Origin of the sequence: Paenibacillus sp. O199 (assembly GCF_001636635.1) — a bacterium.
GTDB lineage: Bacteria > Bacillota > Bacilli > Paenibacillales > Paenibacillaceae > Paenibacillus > Paenibacillus marchantiae.
The window spans coordinates 19488-36760 of the sequence record NZ_LGRP01000045.1 but is presented as its reverse complement, the minus strand read 5'-3'; the positions used below and the strand labels follow the sequence as shown (position 1 = coordinate 36760).

At 50.2% G+C, this 17273-nt stretch carries 13 protein-coding genes and 1 pseudogene; 1 reads left to right on the top strand and 13 read right to left on the bottom strand.

The window, feature by feature from the left end:
- The 8 genes and pseudogenes from A6049_RS29710 to A6049_RS29675 all read right to left on the bottom strand — a co-directional run.
- A pseudogene (locus tag A6049_RS29710) lies at nucleotides 1-588 on the bottom strand (glycoside hydrolase family 88 protein); the annotation flags it as partial.
- 15 nt (nucleotides 589-603) lie between these two features.
- The gene (locus A6049_RS29705; protein WP_063568028.1) at nucleotides 604-2544 is read right to left on the bottom strand and encodes a hypothetical protein; all 1941 of its coding nucleotides are present in this window, start codon (nucleotides 2542-2544) and stop codon (nucleotides 604-606) included.
- Nucleotides 2545-2563: 19 nt separating this feature from the next.
- A complete protein-coding gene (locus A6049_RS29700) occupies nucleotides 2564-4582 on the bottom strand; it encodes a heparinase II/III domain-containing protein (RefSeq protein WP_063568027.1) in 2019 nt (672 codons plus the stop codon).
- Between the two features lie 210 nt (nucleotides 4583-4792).
- Nucleotides 4793-5452 carry an SGNH/GDSL hydrolase family protein gene (locus tag A6049_RS29695; RefSeq protein WP_063568036.1) on the bottom strand — a complete coding sequence of 220 codons (660 nt, stop codon included), beginning with the start codon at nucleotides 5450-5452 and terminating at the stop codon, nucleotides 4793-4795.
- 196 nt (nucleotides 5453-5648) lie between these two features.
- Nucleotides 5649-6452, bottom strand: coding sequence for an NAD-dependent epimerase/dehydratase family protein (locus A6049_RS29690; protein WP_063568026.1), 804 nt, complete (start codon nucleotides 6450-6452; stop codon nucleotides 5649-5651).
- Nucleotides 6453-6544: 92 nt separating this feature from the next.
- Nucleotides 6545-6874 carry an AzlD domain-containing protein gene (locus A6049_RS29685; RefSeq protein ID WP_063568025.1) on the bottom strand — a complete coding sequence of 110 codons (330 nt, stop codon included), beginning with the start codon at nucleotides 6872-6874 and terminating at the stop codon, nucleotides 6545-6547.
- Nucleotides 6865-7539, bottom strand: coding sequence for an AzlC family ABC transporter permease (locus tag A6049_RS29680; RefSeq protein ID WP_063568035.1), 675 nt, complete (start codon nucleotides 7537-7539; stop codon nucleotides 6865-6867). The genes A6049_RS29685 and A6049_RS29680 overlap by 10 nt, the downstream gene beginning before the upstream one ends.
- A 285-nt stretch (nucleotides 7540-7824) precedes the next feature.
- On the bottom strand, nucleotides 7825-9798 hold the full coding sequence (locus A6049_RS29675; RefSeq protein WP_063568024.1) for a methyl-accepting chemotaxis protein: 1974 nt from the start codon (nucleotides 9796-9798) through the stop codon (nucleotides 7825-7827).
- Between the two features lie 309 nt (nucleotides 9799-10107).
- Between A6049_RS29675 and A6049_RS29670 the strand changes: the two genes are divergently transcribed.
- Nucleotides 10108-11463: a serine hydrolase domain-containing protein gene (locus A6049_RS29670; protein WP_063568023.1), complete on the top strand. Its 1356-nt coding sequence runs from the start codon at nucleotides 10108-10110 to the stop codon at nucleotides 11461-11463.
- 120 nt (nucleotides 11464-11583) lie between these two features.
- On the opposite strand, the gene nagZ is transcribed toward A6049_RS29670, so the two are convergent.
- The 5 genes from nagZ to A6049_RS29645 all read right to left on the bottom strand — a co-directional run bounded on the left by nagZ (nucleotide 11584) and on the right by A6049_RS29645 (nucleotide 17244).
- Nucleotides 11584-13275, bottom strand: a complete 1692-nt coding sequence (gene nagZ / locus A6049_RS29665; protein ID WP_095206257.1) for a beta-N-acetylhexosaminidase — start codon at nucleotides 13273-13275, stop codon at nucleotides 11584-11586.
- 69 nt (nucleotides 13276-13344) lie between these two features.
- Entirely contained in the window at nucleotides 13345-14511 is a 1167-nt protein-coding gene (locus tag A6049_RS29660) for an exo-beta-N-acetylmuramidase NamZ family protein (protein WP_063568022.1), read from the bottom strand.
- Nucleotides 14511-15221 (bottom strand): hypothetical protein, encoded by a 711-nt coding sequence (locus tag A6049_RS29655; RefSeq protein WP_063568021.1) that lies wholly within the window; start codon nucleotides 15219-15221, stop codon nucleotides 14511-14513. Before A6049_RS29655 ends, A6049_RS29660 begins: the two co-directional genes overlap by 1 nt.
- 30 nt (nucleotides 15222-15251) lie before the next feature.
- Nucleotides 15252-16361 (bottom strand): ABC transporter ATP-binding protein, encoded by a 1110-nt coding sequence (locus A6049_RS29650; RefSeq protein WP_063568020.1) that lies wholly within the window; start codon nucleotides 16359-16361, stop codon nucleotides 15252-15254.
- A gap of 49 nt (nucleotides 16362-16410) precedes the next feature.
- Complete coding sequence (locus A6049_RS29645) at nucleotides 16411-17244, bottom strand: carbohydrate ABC transporter permease (protein WP_062322342.1); 834 nt, start codon at nucleotides 17242-17244, stop codon at nucleotides 16411-16413.
- Between the last annotated feature and the right edge of the window lie 29 nt (nucleotides 17245-17273).

The window sequence follows — 17273 nt, the reverse complement described above, 5'->3', positions numbered from 1 at the left end:
GACGAATTCGCGCGCCACGGTGTCCGCATGCGCTTCCGCCAGGCAGCGGAAGCGCGGGTCGCCGCTCTGCTCGGAAGCCCAGTAGAGCAGCGGCAGGTTCATCATGCTGTCAATGATGGCTACGCCGCGCGTATCCATGGTTGACGAGCTGAAGTTCCAGGCGCGGATGAATTCACCGCGCACGTTAAAGCGGGCAGCGAGCAGATTGGCGGCGAGCATTCCCCGCCGCCGGCCATCTGCGCTGCCGGTCTGGCGGTAGTTGGCTACGCCACTAAGCAGCCAGATGAACCCGAGATCGTGATCCACCGATTCGGGATCACGCAGACAACCTTCCAATTGCCGCTCACAACTTTCGGCAATGCGGGACAACGGAGCGAAAGCTTCGTTGTCCCGCGACTCGCCATAGACAAGCCATAACAGCCCCGGCCAGAAGCCGGCGGTCCACCATTCGGGATCATTCCGGTCATATATGCCCTGCGGGGCGGTGTGCGGAAATGTATCCTTGATGCGCTTCGCGTTGCGAATCGTTTTGGCCGCTCCTTGCCGCCATGCTTCCTCCAGCCATTTTACTGATGTTGATGTATTCATAAACCTATCCCTCCTCTAATTGATACCCAATCTGATCGTAAACGTTATACTTCGCACGCCGCTCACTTCCATTCGTGCTTCCTTCAGCAGCCCATTGCGTGATGCCACCGGCTGTGGTTTGAGCTGAAAGATGGCTCCTTCATCCAGCACAGTGGATTCCACATAAGCTCCCCGGTACTCGCTGCGCACAGCCTGCTTGTAATGAGTGATGACAGCCTGCTCGCGTCCATCACTGAACATCAATGGAATGAGTGCTCCGACAGCCTCAAGCTCACCGTCGAATTCATATGTCACAGTAAGCAAATCCGCCTGCTGTACATAACGGGTGCTCAGTGAATCGAGCCCGATTAGTGGGCCGAGCCATGATACTGTAAATGCATTGGCCTGTTCCTGATGCTTCCCGTCATCTCCCTCTGGGGAGGCTGAATCATCTCGGACCTCTCGATCTACCGTTTCAAGCAAAATCGAACCTCCGCCATCGGCAGGATTAATCCCGGCATCCCGGTCATAATCAGCACCTGACGGAATGCCCTCGGCAAGACTGTGCCAATTCCCATCTGCCGTCTTCCAGACAGGACAATAGCTCAGCGGACTAACTTCCCCTTCCGCAAACTCCGTGAATCCAGATTGCACATGTCCAGCAGCGGATGGACCGATCAGCCCTGGCAATTCCGCCTGTTGTATGCGCACGAGACCGGGAACCGTGTATGGATCATTCATAGCTGTATGCAGAATCATTTGTTGACCTGGTACCGAGGCAATGATCGTTTCAAACCATCCATCGGTCTGCAACACCCGGTTGCCTAACTCGGAAGGAAGGTATATTTCCGTGACATCTTCACCAGGATCGCTAAGGCAGGCATGGGCCAGCGCTGCTGCCGTCCACAGATTATAACCCGTATGATTCGTATAGATTTCGTAGCCATGACGTGCCTCAGGTGCATACTCGTTGCGAACTATTTTCAGACGCCCATCATCCATCTTCCAACGCTCCACCGCTTCGAAACACCGATTGGCCGCACGAGCGAACGCTCCAGCCATCACCCGATCTCCAGTCTGTAAAGCCTGTGTTGCATGGACAGAACATACGTAGGCTGCAGCCGCTTCATTCCATTGATGTTGGGAGCTGCGTCCACGCGGAGGAATCTCCCCCAGCGGTGACAGTGTAAGCAGTGTACTGAATGCACCATGACGTAATTGTTCCTTTAACTCACCAGCGCAGGCCCCCTCATAACCCGCTTCAAGCATGACATCCAGATGATAGCGCGTTGCAATATCATAGGAAAATGGACAATTGGGTCGATCCAGCGGCCCGTCCTGATATAGTCCAAGCGCCGTAAATCGTGGCAGATGATACAGACTCAGATAACGGTCCATCCAATCCGTACCCTCACTGGCGAGATGTTCCCTCAAGCGCAGATATTCTCCCGAGATCATGATGGCGTTCCAGTTAATCATGCGATTGGGATTGTTCATTTTTCTCATTGTAAAAACATAATCTTGTTCTGGCTGTATCTTCTTAAGAGCCTCTGCCCAGACCTTTGCTTGCTCAGGCATATGCGGCTTCAACAGGATGTAAGCTCTCATCATCAACACAGGGAAAAAGTCCGGGTGATGATCCGGTGCACAACCCTTCACAACAACATCTATACTGTGTGACAGGGCCGATGCGGCCGAAGCAAGCAGGTCCATATGTCCCGCTTGAACAAGAACCGATGCAGCCATTGCATATGCTGGTGTGGAATAATATCGCTCGGCCTCCGAGAACGGATCAATAATGGCGCCGCTACTGGCCTGGTAAGGTGTATAAGCCCGAACAACACTCTCCACAAGGGCCAATTTGCGAGCCTGATTCCAACCATCTGACGGAGCAGGCCCCGCCTTTTCCGCCAGTGTACGATAATTTTCGAGAGCATCTCTCCATGGATACGTTGATGCGGCTGTATACTTACTCACGTATGCTCACCTCCATCTTTCACTTTGGTTCAATCGTGAATTTCAGCTCACACATCGTCTCCAGCAGATCGGTTTCATCACTTCCCGCACTGGAGTTATCCGACTGCTCTCGCCATTCAAGTGATGTCCGATAGAATGTAACTGGCACATTGTCATGATCAACCGTATTAATGTTCTCTATGTCAGCCTGCCATTGGTTTGCATCATACGTCATACAGACCGTTGCTCGTTCGCCATGCCATTGAATCTGCCCCTCATGTACGATCTCAGGTACCTTTCTGCTCATAAACCGCTCCGTCACATTCGACCGATTCAATTCGCCCACCGAATTTAACGTGCTTGATGAAGACGCCGCTCTGTTTTTCAATTGAAATCGATCCTTCAGACGCAGTTCTGCTACGCTCCCGGCATCATTAGCAGAACCGCTCCAATGCAGCTGGCGTGTATAACGAGCGAGCGAAGTTGCTTCAGGATAAGCTGCTGTCAGTTCCAAGCAGGCATCCAGTGTACGGTCATCGTCCGAAACCGTCGCCTCAAGAATCTGTGCTTGCGCCTCGCGCCCTGAGCTCTGCTCCTTCCCCTCAATCCGCGGCACGCTATGCCCGGCCGAACTAATGTGGAACAACCGCTCTCTGCCCGGAGCAAAATAGGCTTGTGTATACAGCCCTGCTCCCGGATCACAAAGAATGTTTTCGCCACCACAATGAATCATAAATTGCCCCAGATCATTATGGTTATGGGGTTCATCGTTATGCCCGGCCTTGACGGAAAAAGCAACAGCGAGAGGTTTATCTCCGGTAAGTTCAGCGCTTGGAGAATCAAGTGCTCCCTTCGCAATCATCCAGCCCAAATCTTCCAAAATGATCACTCGTTCCGCCGGAACAGCCCCCTTTTCTTGCAAGTACATTGCCGGACTGCTCCACATCACGTTGCGCAGCAGGTGAGCCCAACGATGACAGGGATCATCGGTAAACAAAGGAATATGAAACGGCAGATCGATCTGTATACCGAAACGAGATGCCAGAAGTGAGAGCAAACCCGAAGGAACCTCTTGCTGCTCCGCACTATCCGAATAATTCACGAAGGTTCCCCCCGACAGATGAACCCGCAGTGGGAAGGCTGCTATCGCCGCTATCTTTGAACCATTCAGCAGATCCAACTCACCTTTACTGTATTCGCGTAGCATGTCGGCATAATAGACGAAATAGCCGAACCCATACACCCAGTAACCAATGCCTTCTGCACAGCCACCATCCATGCCATATCCACTCAGAAATGCTTGCATGGATCGAATCGCCTGACCAACCGATTCCGTCAAAATCGCTTCTTCCTCCAATAGTAATAATCCAGCCATGCCACAGCATCCGCTGCACACAGCAGACCAGTTATGATCTGCATCTTGCCAGTGATAGGTACGTTGTTCCCGATAGAGCGGTGTGAAGATGCGCCGCTCGGCCTCATCCCTAATCCGCTGGATGATACGTGCGTCCAATCGATCCGCGTGAATCGTCACGATTTCGGCCAGCATATGTACCGTCTCCGCGGCAAACAGATCAATATTACCGTTGACCTGTTCCACTCCCCCCGAACCCAAATGTGCAGGCAAACACCATGTATACTCACCACACACATCCCACAACATATCTTCCAATGTCTCTATCCATCTCGGCGCATTCGAATCCACTGCAAGCAGCGCTATTGCCGCCAGACGTCCCCTGCGTTCAAAGTACGCATCCTCATACAACTTTCGTTCCCCTATATCCCCAAACTTCCGATAAAGACCGAATGACAGCGAAGGCAAGCTTTCGTTCAGAGCACGTTCCCCATAGCTGCTCAGATCTGTGTAAAAAGAAGCTAGCTCTGGTTGCAATAATGCCTTTCCAATGGCATTGATAGAGCAGATTGAGGGTGCTGCTGAAGCAAGCAGAAGCTGCTGACTCCTATTTCTGTCTCGTACCATCCGATGTACTGCCCGCTGAATGACCGTAGAATCCGGGATGCAGATGGAGCTGACTTTACTTTGATTGGTGTTTTCCATTGAATTCACCCTAATCTATATGGAATACGAAACCTTCATTATATGTAACCGATTTCATTTTACCGGATAATGCTGTATATTTGAAGAGTTATCCGTCATATCCAACCAAATTAACCACAGAATTCCTGTTCCACATATAAAAAAAACGAAGAACCCCTCAGGGTTCCTCGTTGCATTCAGCTTTTTAGCTCAAACTGGATATTTCTAATTCTATTTACCAATCGCAAGTGGAGAACTCTGTACAACGGACAGCCATTGACGGGCAATCAGCTCATGACCCGCTGCAGTTGGATGCACACCATCCCATAACCAGTAGGCTGCGTCAGCTTGTTCGAGAGCATCGTTGAACGTTTGCTGCAAAGGTACCCAGACCGCCCCGAACTCACTTGCGAGTTCACGGACCAGATTTTGATACTGCCCGATACGCGCCTGCCAAGTATCCCAAAGCTCCACTGTAGCTCCCGTTTTAAGAATGAACGGCTCCATTAAAATCAGCCCGGTATTCGGCATTACTTCCCGTGTTTCCTCCAGCAAATGACGATATGCACGTCCAAGACGATCCGTCACTCCACTAGGTTCGCCATTCATGGTACGCCATGCATCATTAACACCAATTAGAATGCTAATCAGATCCGGCTTCAGACTAAAGGTATCCTCGTTCCAACGTGCATAAAGATCAGAAGCGCGGTCCCCGCTAATTCCTCTGTTGTAGAACGTTGGCTGTTTGGCTGCCAGTTCCACACCCAGTTTGCTTGAGATCAGATAAGCATAGCCATGCCCGAGAAAATGATTCGGATCGTCATTGCGCGATCTTCCGCCGTCTGTAATGGAATCTCCCTGAAAAAGTATAACGGATGAATGTGTACTCATAATCAAAACCGTTCCTTCCTGTATGTAAAATGAAAACCTCAACCCTGTAGTCTCCATTTTATCCCTTTCGGACGCAATAGAAAATAGCGTTTTCAGAACGATACTTTTCAGTTAACTCTCCGCATTGTACTTCCTACAAAGTCACCCGTAGTTCTCCACGTCTTGAGACGTTGCAGGTCTTTAAGATTTCAGGATTTCAGGATTTCGGGTCCTTCGCGACATATCCTCCGCCCTGATATTCCGTCTCATCCTGCTTATCCGGCGTTCCCTTACGTTTCGCTTCTTCCCATAGCTCTGCTGCATCGTCCTCCGGGCGGTACCCAATCATCTGTTCCAGATATCCAATATCATAATAATTGTCCGTATTCGCTGAAGTTCCATATAGATTAACGTATTTCATGCTCGAATCCGCCTCAATGCAGCATTCGGCAAGCTGTACCATATCTCTTGGTGATATCCAAATGTGTGCGGAACGCTCAGAATACGGATGTGCATCGCCCGAGAAGTTGCCAATTCGAATATTGAATGACGACAAATCATATTTATCCACGTAATATCTGCCAAGCAGCTCTATATAACATTTACTGAGCCCATAGAAACTATCTGGACGATATGGATCATCCACTTCGATATCCTCACCTGTTGGATAAAATCCTGTCGCATGATTTGAACTCGCAAAAATAACCCGCTGTACACCGTTCAACCGTGCAGCTTCATACACATGGTAGGCCCCTGTAACGTTGATTGGCAGGACTTTGCCCAGAAAGTCTTCTTCATCCTTGGCCCATGCAATATGCAGCACCGTCTGAACACCCTGCATCAGCTCTTTCAGTCGTTCTCCGTCGGTCACATCCATCGCTACAATGCCTGCTTGAGGATCATCATGAAGATCGGCAGCCACGATGTCATACTTGCCCTTTTCCCTCAGCCCCTCCAGCAGGCTGCGACCAATGACTCCCGCTGCTCCCGTAATCAATATTCTGTGCTTCGAGTTGCTCATGGATTTAGCTCCCTTCGCTCTATTACGATCCTATAGGACATTATTAACCGTTAGAGCGAAGGATTTACCTGATCCAATAAAGGCCCCGTATATTAACCCATCAAGTACCGCAGAATCATCATCGCAACAATACCGACAAGTACGGTTCCGAGCAGACTTCGTGTCCAGATGGCTACAGCAATCGTAGGCAGGGCTGCCCACAAAGCTGGATTATGTGTAATCGGCACCAACTGGTTGTCCGCCATAAACAGTTCCTGACCGATCAGTGCCGCCATGACCGCCACGGGTACATATTCAAGCCAGCGTAACAGCCACATCGGTATCTGTATTTTACTGAACAGCATGAGCGGCAATACGCGCGGGATGAACGTTAACAAAGCCGAACCCATTATAATCCAGAATACATCCCATCTTACTTCCATCGTTCCATCACTACTCCCATCGTTGCCGCAATGACCGCAGCCACAATGACACTCATGCTGCCAAGTGAAGCCATGCTGGCGAAGATTACACAGACAACGGCGATGATCGCCACATTGATGTGTAATTTTTTATTTTTGCGCTGCATCAGCTGAAGCACTACCAGACCTATAAACATTGCAGGCAGGGCAAAATCAAGTCCAAGCCGCTCGGGATTGGTTATCCAGCGTCCAAAGTAAGCCCCCGCCATATTCGCCACAAACCAATTCAGGTATGCTGTAATGTTCAGACCGTGCATCCAGCGCTCACTCAACGTTTTCCGGCCAATCGCTCGCGTCATCGCCACGCCAAAGGACTCGTCGGTAAGCAGCGAGCCGATCCACATATTTTTAAGCGGCGTCAGATGACGAAAGTACGGTGATACGGCTGCACTCAGCAGCAGATGGCGAAGATTCACGAAGAATATGGTGAAAATGATAGCAGTCGCTGAACCACTCGAGGCAAGCATGCCTGCGGCAATAAACTGAGCCGATCCAGCGTATACAATCAGACTGAGCAGAGCCGTTTCCGCCAAACTTAAGCCTGCCGTCATTTCAATGACACCCGCTGCAAACCCAATACTTAAATATCCAAGCAGTGTTGGAATACAGTCCTTAACCCCTTGCATAAATGTAGCATCATCCAGCACCTCTTCGGTATTTGCGGGCCCGGATGTCAGTGGTATGGATTTATCCAAATCCGGTTCATCCTCTCTCCATGTCATCCACATCATGTAGATTACTTTTAATTTAGAAATATACCACAGGATGAGACATTCAGGGAAAGACAGATTCACTTTTACAGAACAGATCCGTTCCGAGCGTTCATAAACCGTTGATTAACGATAAATCACCAACGAGAAAAAGACTGAAGGGTTTCACCCCCACAGTCTCCTTCTAGAAATGCTATTGAACTATAACTTGAATTTCTCAATCAGGCTTTGCAGATCTTCAGCCATGCGAGACAATGCCGCAGAAGAAGCTGCAACCTCTTCCATCGTAGCCAGCTGCTCCTGCGCAGCAGCTGAACCATCTTCGGTTCCTGAGGCAATTTGATTGGATAATTCAATGGTATCATTCACTTCCTTGGACACATGACTCATGCCTCCATCAATCTGACGGGAAGCTGCCGACACTTCTCCAGCTTGTGCAGCAACCAACTGCACGGCGCTACGGATATTTTGGAAGGCCTCTCCCGCCTCCGTAATCATTTGCGTACCTTTAATCATGCCTTCTCCTGTACGGGCAAAGGTAGACTGTACCGCATTCGTTTTCTCTTGCATCTCACGCATAAGTTCATTAATACGTTCAGCTGCACTGCCCGAATTGTTGGCTAGCGATTTTACTTCATTGGCAACGACAGCAAAGCCTCGACCTTGTTCACCTGCTCTTGAAGCTTCAATGGATGCGTTCAAGGCAAGGATATTGGTCTGTTTGGCGATGTTGGTAATCTCGGCCACAATCTCAACAATCTCTTCATTTTTCGCTCGAAGATCCTGAATGACAGCAGCCATGGCCTCACTCTCATTATTCACCTTCTGAATATGAGCAACCGCCTCTTCCACCGTAACCATACCCGCTTCGGACTTGGAAGATGCTTCTACAGCTATACGAGCCGTGTCTTCAGCACTCGATGAGATTTCTTTGACACCTATAGACATTTCACCGACGAGTTGGCCCGTTGCAGCAAGGCTGGCGTTTTGTTTGTTCGTTCCTGCCGCTGCATCCTGCATCAATTCGGCAACCTGTTCCGTTGCTCTGGATGTCTGTTCAGAACTCGCCATCAGCTCCTCAGAGGATGCCGCTAGCTGGCTTGATGTATCATGCACTTCGCCAAGAACGTTACGTAGCGAAGATGTCATGGTATCGAAGCTTGCCCCGAGTTGTCCAAACTCGTCACGGCGCTGTAAACCTACACGAACTGTCAGATCACCCGCGCTTACTTTGGATGCTGCTTGCGTTAGTTGCAACAATGGACGGTGAATACTGCGAATAATGAACACAAGCAGAATAATACCAATGATCAACGAGGTCCCTACCAGAGTGTAGGCACGAATCAAGATCGGTCTTACCGCATCTGCTGCTTCAGAAGGAACCATCTCACCGACAATTTTCCAGCCTGTTTCTGGATTCGTATAGAATACGGCTTCCAATTCTTGTCCATCATACGTGTACTTTACAGTTCCTTGATCTTTTTTATACATCTCATTAATGTAGCTCTCATTGGACTGCACACCGGATTCGATATTGTAATGAAACAGGAACTTCCCGCCGTTATCCAGCATATACAGTTTTCCCTTTTCACCAATATGTATCTTATCAACGGAATCTTTCAAATAATTGAGACTTACATTGGCTCCAATTACCCCTTTACCATCGGCCAGCTTGGCAGCTGCGGTGACAACCCATTCACCCGTGGTTACCGACTGGAACGTGTCCGAGATAATTGGTTCATCCTGTGACATACCCATCGTATACCAGCTGCGTTCCCGTGGATCGTAGATTTGTTGTCCGGGGTCAGGGGATTTCATCCAGCTGCCATCTTCAGCACCTGCTGTTATTACACCCAGTTCTTTGTGAGCTTTGGACATACGATCCATTTGTCTCTGAACAGCTGGTGATTTATTGATAATATCTGTTGAAGTAATACCCGCTGCAAACTGCGCTGCGTTATCCTTCTCCATATCCAGCATTTGAGTAATCTGCAGACTGAGCATTTCCGTTTTGGCCTGTGCAGAAAGAATGATTTCTTCCCTGACCTGGTCTGCTGCTTTTAAATAAGACAACCATCCCACGCTAATGCTCGGTACAATCAAGAACAAGAGCAACGAAGCGATCAGACGTTTCTTAACCGTTAATGTAAACCAATTGCGAATCCTTTTCTTCATTTAAATATCCCCCATCATCATCTTCACCCCTTTTTTATCGGACAAACGTAGTAAAAATATTATGTATGGATACTAAAATGAATCGAAATTGCATTATTTTTGTTAGGGAAATAGAAAATGATGCTCACGCCTCGTTTTGACCCTCTCTGCGAGATCGTTTACAATATCTCATAAGCTGGTTATCCATGAAACGATTGGAAGGAGAGGATTCGAATCTTACGCAAGTCACATGTGCAACAACCTGTTACCAGATTATATTCATCCATGTTACGTATTCTGTTAGCCCTCATCCTTTGTGCAGGCCCTATTATGGGACAAGCCAGTTTCACGGCATCCGCGGCACAAGAGACGCAAACAGTTCACATTGAAGTGAATGGTCAAGAGCAATCGTGGAAAAATGCACCCCTTGTATACAAAGGTACAACGTATGTTCCATTGCGAGATGTGGTTACCTCTGTAAATGGCACCTTGAAGTGGGAAGCTCGTACCAAAACGGCTACGATTACCGTTGGTCGAGACAAGCTCGTTCACCAAGCTGGCAGTGACTTCATTCAAGTTAATCACGTTCGCCTGTCCTCCGGTGTGCAATCCCGCACCATTAACGGCACCCTGATGTTACCTGTCCGCGCGCTTGCCAATGCTCTCAAGGCAGATATTAAAGTGCAACGTACAGCCTCAGGGCAGATGAGTGTTAATATCCAGACGGACAAAGTGAGCCTATTAAATAGTCAAGTCGCTAGTGTAGACAGCTATTTGCGCGAAATTGATTTTCCAGGCATGGCTCTGATTGCCCGCAATGGCGAAGTGCTGCTTCGCCAAGGCTACGGACTAGCGGATGAACAGACGCTGAATCGTCCAGATCAGAAGACCAGAATTGCCTCTCTGAGCAAATCCTTCACCGCAGCCTCCATTCTCAGCTTGGTGGAAAAAGGGAAGCTCGATGTGCAAGATCCAATATCCAAGTACATCTCCGGTATACCAAAGGGAGATCAGATCACGCTCCATATGCTGTTATCCCAAACTTCAGGTATTCCATCCGCCTTTGGCCGGGGTGAAGGCACTTCATTGGAAGAAACGGTAGAGGAAATCCGGCACAAAACATTAAAATTCGAACCGGGTAGTGCCTATTTATACAGTAACAGTGGTTATGTTCTGCTGGCCTATGTTATTGAACAGGTATCTGGCATGAGTTATGCCGATTATGTAGAACAGACCATTCTGAAGCCACTCGGCATGAAGAACTCCGGAGAAGCTTCACGCAAGGTCCATACGACCAGCGGGTTTGTTTCGGAGAATAAGCAGTGGGTACCTGCCCCTTATTATGTTTCACAATCAGGTTCAGGGACGATCTACTCCACGGTGGATGATTTGCTGAAGTGGGATCGGGCACTGTACACGGACAAAATTCTAAGCCAGGATACGATTGAACAGATGTATGAGCCGTATTCGGATAAAAATTATGGCTACGCCTGGATTCTTAAGGAAAGCGATCAGAATCGTACCGTGTTCCATAACGGTAGCGGCGGTGGTTTTGCCACAGCGTTCTCACGCAATTTAACAGATGATGTTACCATTATTCTGCTCGGCAATCATGCGGGCATGGATATGACTTCGCTTATGGATAAAGTCGAGGCTAAGACAGCTCAGGCACTGAATCTGCAATAATTTTGCAATTATCCATTAGATATAGCAGAAGGGACGGTCCATTATAGGATCGTCCCTTCTGCTATATTGGTCTTCATATTCCGAATCAAACTTTCGCTTCGTTCGTCATTTAACGCCTGTCTACTTAATGGATACAGGAAGTTTCCCGGCAAAAGGAATATGCCCCATCAGCGCCCGAGCGGCGCTATCCATGGCAAGCGGCCTACTCTCGTAAGCTGCCACATACACCTGAACCTCCGGGATTGCAAGCAGATCATAGGGACTGCGGAGCGCCACAACAGCGAGCGGTTTGCCCAATTGCTGCAGCCAGCCGATCAACCTGCACTGCGGATCACCAGAGGCACTGCCTGCATTATACGTCCCCACCACAATCTGGCGAACGTCATCCTCTTCGGCAGCTTGAAGCAGACGGGCAGAACGAATGGCAACCTCCTCTGGCGTGACTGTTACTTCGAACACATCCAGACCGCAGTGCGACAAAGCCGAACCTAGAGTAACCGCCTGAGTCAGCTGTTCGTCGGCAATCGTTGTCACAGATGTAGCAACCGTTATGACCAGTGTACGTTCCGGCTTCAAAGGCAGCATGTTCAGTTGGTCACGCACCAGCGTGATGCTGTTCTCACTGATTCGTCGAGCCACCTCTTGGTGTAACGGTTGGTTGCGCTCTTGGAGCTTCGATGAAGCTGAATCGGTTAATACCTCAGCGGAGAGTGAAGTCGACACAGAATCGTGTACTTCATCATTACCTGTGCCTGTGCCCGTTCCCTTCTCCATCAGGCCTCGTTTGGCCTTGTACTTCAGCAACCGGGTTACAGATTCGTCTATGCGGGCCTCGCTGATTCGCCCGCTCTGCACGGCTGCCAGCAGCGCTTCAAACGCCCCTGCCTGAAGATGAGCTGTGTGGCTGATCAACACCAGATCTGCGCCGGCCTCTACCGCCATCACAGCTGCATCGACAGTGCCATAGTTGGCGGCAATCGCGTCCATCTCCATACAATCCGTTACAATCATGCCGTCATATCCCAGTTCCTGACGAAGCAATCCACTTAACACGGCTCGCGATAGTGTCACAGGTAGACGCTCCGGTTCCAGAGCCGGAAAATAAATATGTGCCGACATCATCGCATCAACACCTGCCGCTATGGCAGCCCGGAACGGAATCAGCTCCACACGGTCTACCCGTTCCCGATCATGGGTGATGACCGGGAGATCCAGGTGCGAATCGGTATCCGTATCCCCGTGTCCCGGGAAATGTTTGGCTGTCGCTGAAATGCCAGCATCTTGGACTCCCGCAATGCTCCTGGCCCCATACGCTGCCACGGACTGCGGTGATTCCCCAAATGAACGCACACCAATTACCGGATTGGCGGCGTTATTATTTACATCAAGAACCGGAGCAAAGTTCATGTTAATTCCCATCGATCTAAGCTCCACCCCACTGATATAGGCTGCCTGGTATGCATCCTCGATGGAACCTGCTGCCGCAATCGCCATCTGTCCCGGCATCAGGGTGATCCCTTCGGTAATCCGGGCCACCATGCCGCCTTCCTGATCAATGGATATCCAGAGCGGCACATTACCGCTATCGACAGCAATCCGTTGCAGCCCCAACGATAGCCGCTCTACCTGCTCCGGTGACTCGACATTGCGCGCAAAATAGATTACGCCGCCAATGGGATACTTTCGCAGAAAAGCATCCACATCACCGGCAGCCTCAGTGCCATGAAATCCACAAAGCAGCATTTGTCCAATTTTCTCACGCAAGGTCATCTGTTTCAGCTTCACCGGGTATATCTCTTTTGGCTCACTCATTCCATGCCTCCTCCCCATGACAAATATCATCCGTACATTACGCGACATTCTATTGATGAATTCCATACTTTATGGGTATAGCAAAAACGGCTTACGCCGTTCCTTCCATTCCTCTGCCTCTGCATTCCATGCTTCCATCAAGCGTACTAACTCTTCACGGTCATGAATGACATCCCTGACTTTCCTGCCTCCGGTCAACAGATCAATAAAATAACGGGAACCCGGCTGTGGCGGTTCCAACCAGCGAAATTGCTCCGGATAGAGCGATGCCAGTTCATGCAAAAGCACCAGACCTGTATCTACCGCCCGGAATGCCCTGCTATCTGTCACGAAAATCCTCACACCTCCGCACAGCTCACCTGCATGTTTGGAGAAGGTTGGCGACATGTAGACCGGATGCACATGTACACCCTCCAATTTGTGTTCCCGAAAGCGTTCCGCCAGTCGTTCACCCTCAATCCAGGGGGCTCCAATCCACTCAAATGGGCGAGTCGTGCCCCTGCCCTCTGATACATTGGTGCCTTCTAACAGGCAAGTACCCGCATACACCCGCACACTGTCCAGCGTGGGCATATTGGGAGAGGGCAGCATCCAAGGAAGCTCACAATTCGTAAACTCCATGGAGCGCCGCCATCCTTCCATTGCTATCACATCCAGTTCGCAGGGCACCTCCATCTCACTGTTGACCAACAGAGCCAATTCACCGACCGTCAGTCCGGTGCGGACAGGAACACGCCAAGCGCCAACGAGTGATTCATACCCCGCGCTTAGCAGGCCGCCTTCCACACTATCCCCGCCCAGCGGATTGGGACGGTCCAGCACCAACAAGCGTTTGCCTGCTTCGGCACAGGCCTCCATCATGTGGAACAGAGTGGATGCATACGTGTAATAACGAACGCCCACATCCTGGATATCAAACAGCACCGTATCCACCTCAGCCAGCATCGCAGGCGTAGGCTTCTTGTGTTCCCCATAAAGGCTGAACACAGGGATGCCCAGACGTGGGTGCACCGTATCCCCGAATCGAACACCAGCTTGAAGCTCACCATCCAGCCCGTGCTCACACGCATAAAGCGCTGTAAGCTTGGCATCTGCCAACCCGGCACAAACATCCACCGTAGAGACAAAGTCGGCCGTAATACCAGTAGAGTTCGTCATCAGGCCAATACGCGTATCCGTTAACCATGGGTGGGAGAATCCTCCCGACAGAAGATCAACTCCAGTTCTTACAACCATCACACATTCCCCTGGCTTATCCACCCCGTATGTTGGTGGTCATTGCCGCCAGATGTGACAGGTTCCTCTTCAGGTTCAAGCACATTAAGGGCGACCTTATGCTGATAGATGGCAAACATGCCCGCGAACAGCGCTCCGAAGCCAACAACCGTCAGCATTAGCAAAGCCGTCAGACACAGCGCCTGAAAACAGGCTCCCATCGTGTACCCCGGATGACGGAAGAATAGCTTCACACTTTCCCCCATCGCCTGAATGATGCCCATGTTTTTTTGCAAAACAAGCTGCCAGGTATAGAATTGCGACATCAGCGCCATGAGGACGAAGAACGTTTGGAACATGCTCACCGCTGTGCCTGTAATCCCGCCCTGTCCGCCGTAATACCACCAGGTTGACCAGAGAATGAAGCCAAGTACGGCGAAAAGCACACCTACTGCCCCTCCCGGGATGAATCCCTTCATCGTTCCTTTCCAGATATCCTTAAGCCCATTGCGGCGTTCCTTGCGTTCCAGCCTGTGATGCACGGCATAACTGACACCGAACAGGATTGGCATATAAATCACGGCCAAAAGCAGCACCGCGATTGGCAGCGGAGCAAACATCAGAATGGGTACCAGCACGATGGAGCTGACAACACTGTACAGGGCCACCGGAATAATATCCCGATAGATTTCCGCCCCCGACTTGACCAACACTTCACTCAGCTTACGCATCCCCACACTCCCTTTCTTGCAGCTCGTTTCTTATTCCCGTCCAATCGCCAGTTCCGTCTCTGGGTCAAAAAAGTGTGCCTTACGCAGGTCCAGTACAAAATTTTTGTCCATTCCTACATAAGCATGTGTTTCCGGGTGAACCTTGGCCGTAACGGTACGGGCACCCGAATGGAAATACACCAGATTCTCGGAGCCCAGATGCTCTACTACTTGAACCCGCGCCTGCAGCATATGATCTGTCGGGATATTCGGAGCGACGTCGTCACCAAAAATATGCTCTGGACGCAGACCCATAATCACCGGTTTGCCTTGATAGCTCTGAAGACGAGCGAGTACATCTTCTGGCAAGGTGAATGATGCTCCGTCCACAACAACCTTCGTGCCTTCAATCCGGGCATCAATGAAATTCATCGCCGGGGAACCGATAAATCCGGCAACAAACATATTACGTGGACTCGCATACAATTCTTTCGGTGAAGCCACCTGCTGGATATCTCCATGATTCATGACCACGATTCGCTCCCCAAGTGTCATGGCCTCCACCTGATCATGCGTGACGTATACAATTGTGGCGCCGAGCCGCTTATGCAGTTCGCCCAATTCCACCCGCATCTGCACCCGCAGCTTTGCATCCAGATTGGAGAGCGGCTCATCGAACAGAAACACCTGCGGATCACGGACGATCGCACGTCCTACCGCCACACGCTGGCGCTGACCACCGGACAGCTCGCGCGGTTTGCGCTCCAGCATCGCCTCCAGCCCCAGAATGGCGGCAGCATTCTGTACCTGTTCATCAATATAGGATTTTGGTTTCTTGAGATTTTTCAGACCAAAGGACAGATTTTCACGTATCGTCATATGCGGATAAAGTGCATAATCCTGAAATACCATCGCGATATCGCGATCCTTCGGATGCAGGTCGTTCACGACCCGTTCCCCGATGACAATATCGCCACTCGTCTGTTTTTCCAGTCCCGCAATCATCCGCAGTGATGTCGTCTTGCCACAGCCCGAAGGACCCACAAAAACCACGAATTCCTTATCCTCTATAACAAAGTCCGAGCCGGCCACAGCCGTGAACGTTCCTTTATGATCGTCTTTGAATTCTTTGCGCACTTGGCGAAACTCCACGCGTGCCATAGGTAGATCCCCCTTTACGTTGTCGCTTGTCCTGAACTAACAGTTCACCTTAACCTTTTACTGCACCGATCGTAATGCCCTGTAGGAAATAACGTTGCAGTGAGAAAAACAGAATGATCATCGGCAGCGCACCAATTGTTGCCCCTGCCATCATTGCGCCGAAATCCGTTGATTCGGCAAATACGAACGAAGCCAGCCCCACCTGAACGGTGCGCATCTCGTTGGAGTTAGTGATCAGGAATGGCCAGAAGAATTCATTCCACGAAGCTACAAACGTGAAAATCGCCAGCACCGCGATCCCTGGCTTCGCCATCGGCAGAATCACTTTCCAGAAGATGCCGAACTCACTGCATGCATCAATACGTGCCGCATGAATCAGCGATGTGGGCAGCGTTGACATGAACTGTTTCATCAAGAAAATGTTGCCCACACTGACCGCAGCAGGCAGAATAATGGCCGTATACGTATCCCCCAGGTCAAACACGTTGACCATCAGAATATACAAGGGAATCAGGGTCACCTGTGCCGGAATCATCATCGTCCCCAGCAAGGTCCAGAATACCGCCTGACTTCCCGGGAATTTCAGTTTGGCGAACGCATATCCCGCCAGGGAGGCGAAGAACACATTCGTCACGGTTAGAATGACCGAGATGAGCAGCGAGTTGTACAGCCAGCGCCAGGCATCAGTTTTGGCAAAAAAGCGCTCATATGGTGATAACGACAGCTGCTCCGGGATCATCTGCGGTTTGAAGGAAGCCGACATCGCACTATCCTGCACCGAACCGACTAGCATCCAGTACATCGGAATGACCGTCACCAGTGCCCAAACCACCAGCAGAATGGATGCAACGACAAGCAGTGTCTTTTTCTGTGTTGATTTCATGGATTTCATTCACCCCCGGATGCTTAATG

Bases quoted from the DNA above. Each gene is read 5' to 3' on its own strand.
- A6049_RS29700 (WP_063568027.1), bottom strand. From the start codon at position 4,582: ATGGAAAACACCAATCAAAGTAAAGTCAGCTCCATCTGCATCCCGGAT.
- A6049_RS29695 (WP_063568036.1), bottom strand. From the start codon at position 5,452: ATGAGTACACATTCATCCGTTATACTTTTTCAGGGAGATTCCATTACA.
- A6049_RS29690 (WP_063568026.1), bottom strand. From the start codon at position 6,452: ATGAGCAACTCGAAGCACAGAATATTGATTACGGGAGCAGCGGGAGTC.
- A6049_RS29685 (WP_063568025.1), bottom strand. From the start codon at position 6,874: ATGGAAGTAAGATGGGATGTATTCTGGATTATAATGGGTTCGGCTTTG.
- A6049_RS29680 (WP_063568035.1), bottom strand. From the start codon at position 7,539: ATGCAAGGGGTTAAGGACTGTATTCCAACACTGCTTGGATATTTAAGT.
- A6049_RS29675 (WP_063568024.1), bottom strand. From the start codon at position 9,798: ATGAAGAAAAGGATTCGCAATTGGTTTACATTAACGGTTAAGAAACGT.
- A6049_RS29670 (WP_063568023.1), top strand. From the start codon at position 10,108: ATGGGACAAGCCAGTTTCACGGCATCCGCGGCACAAGAGACGCAAACA.
- nagZ (WP_095206257.1), bottom strand. From the start codon at position 13,275: ATGAGTGAGCCAAAAGAGATATACCCGGTGAAGCTGAAACAGATGACC.
- A6049_RS29660 (WP_063568022.1), bottom strand. From the start codon at position 14,511: ATGGTTGTAAGAACTGGAGTTGATCTTCTGTCGGGAGGATTCTCCCAC.
- A6049_RS29655 (WP_063568021.1), bottom strand. From the start codon at position 15,221: ATGCGTAAGCTGAGTGAAGTGTTGGTCAAGTCGGGGGCGGAAATCTAT.
- A6049_RS29650 (WP_063568020.1), bottom strand. From the start codon at position 16,361: ATGGCACGCGTGGAGTTTCGCCAAGTGCGCAAAGAATTCAAAGACGAT.
- A6049_RS29645 (WP_062322342.1), bottom strand. From the start codon at position 17,244: ATGAAATCAACACAGAAAAAGACACTGCTTGTCGTTGCATCCATTCTG.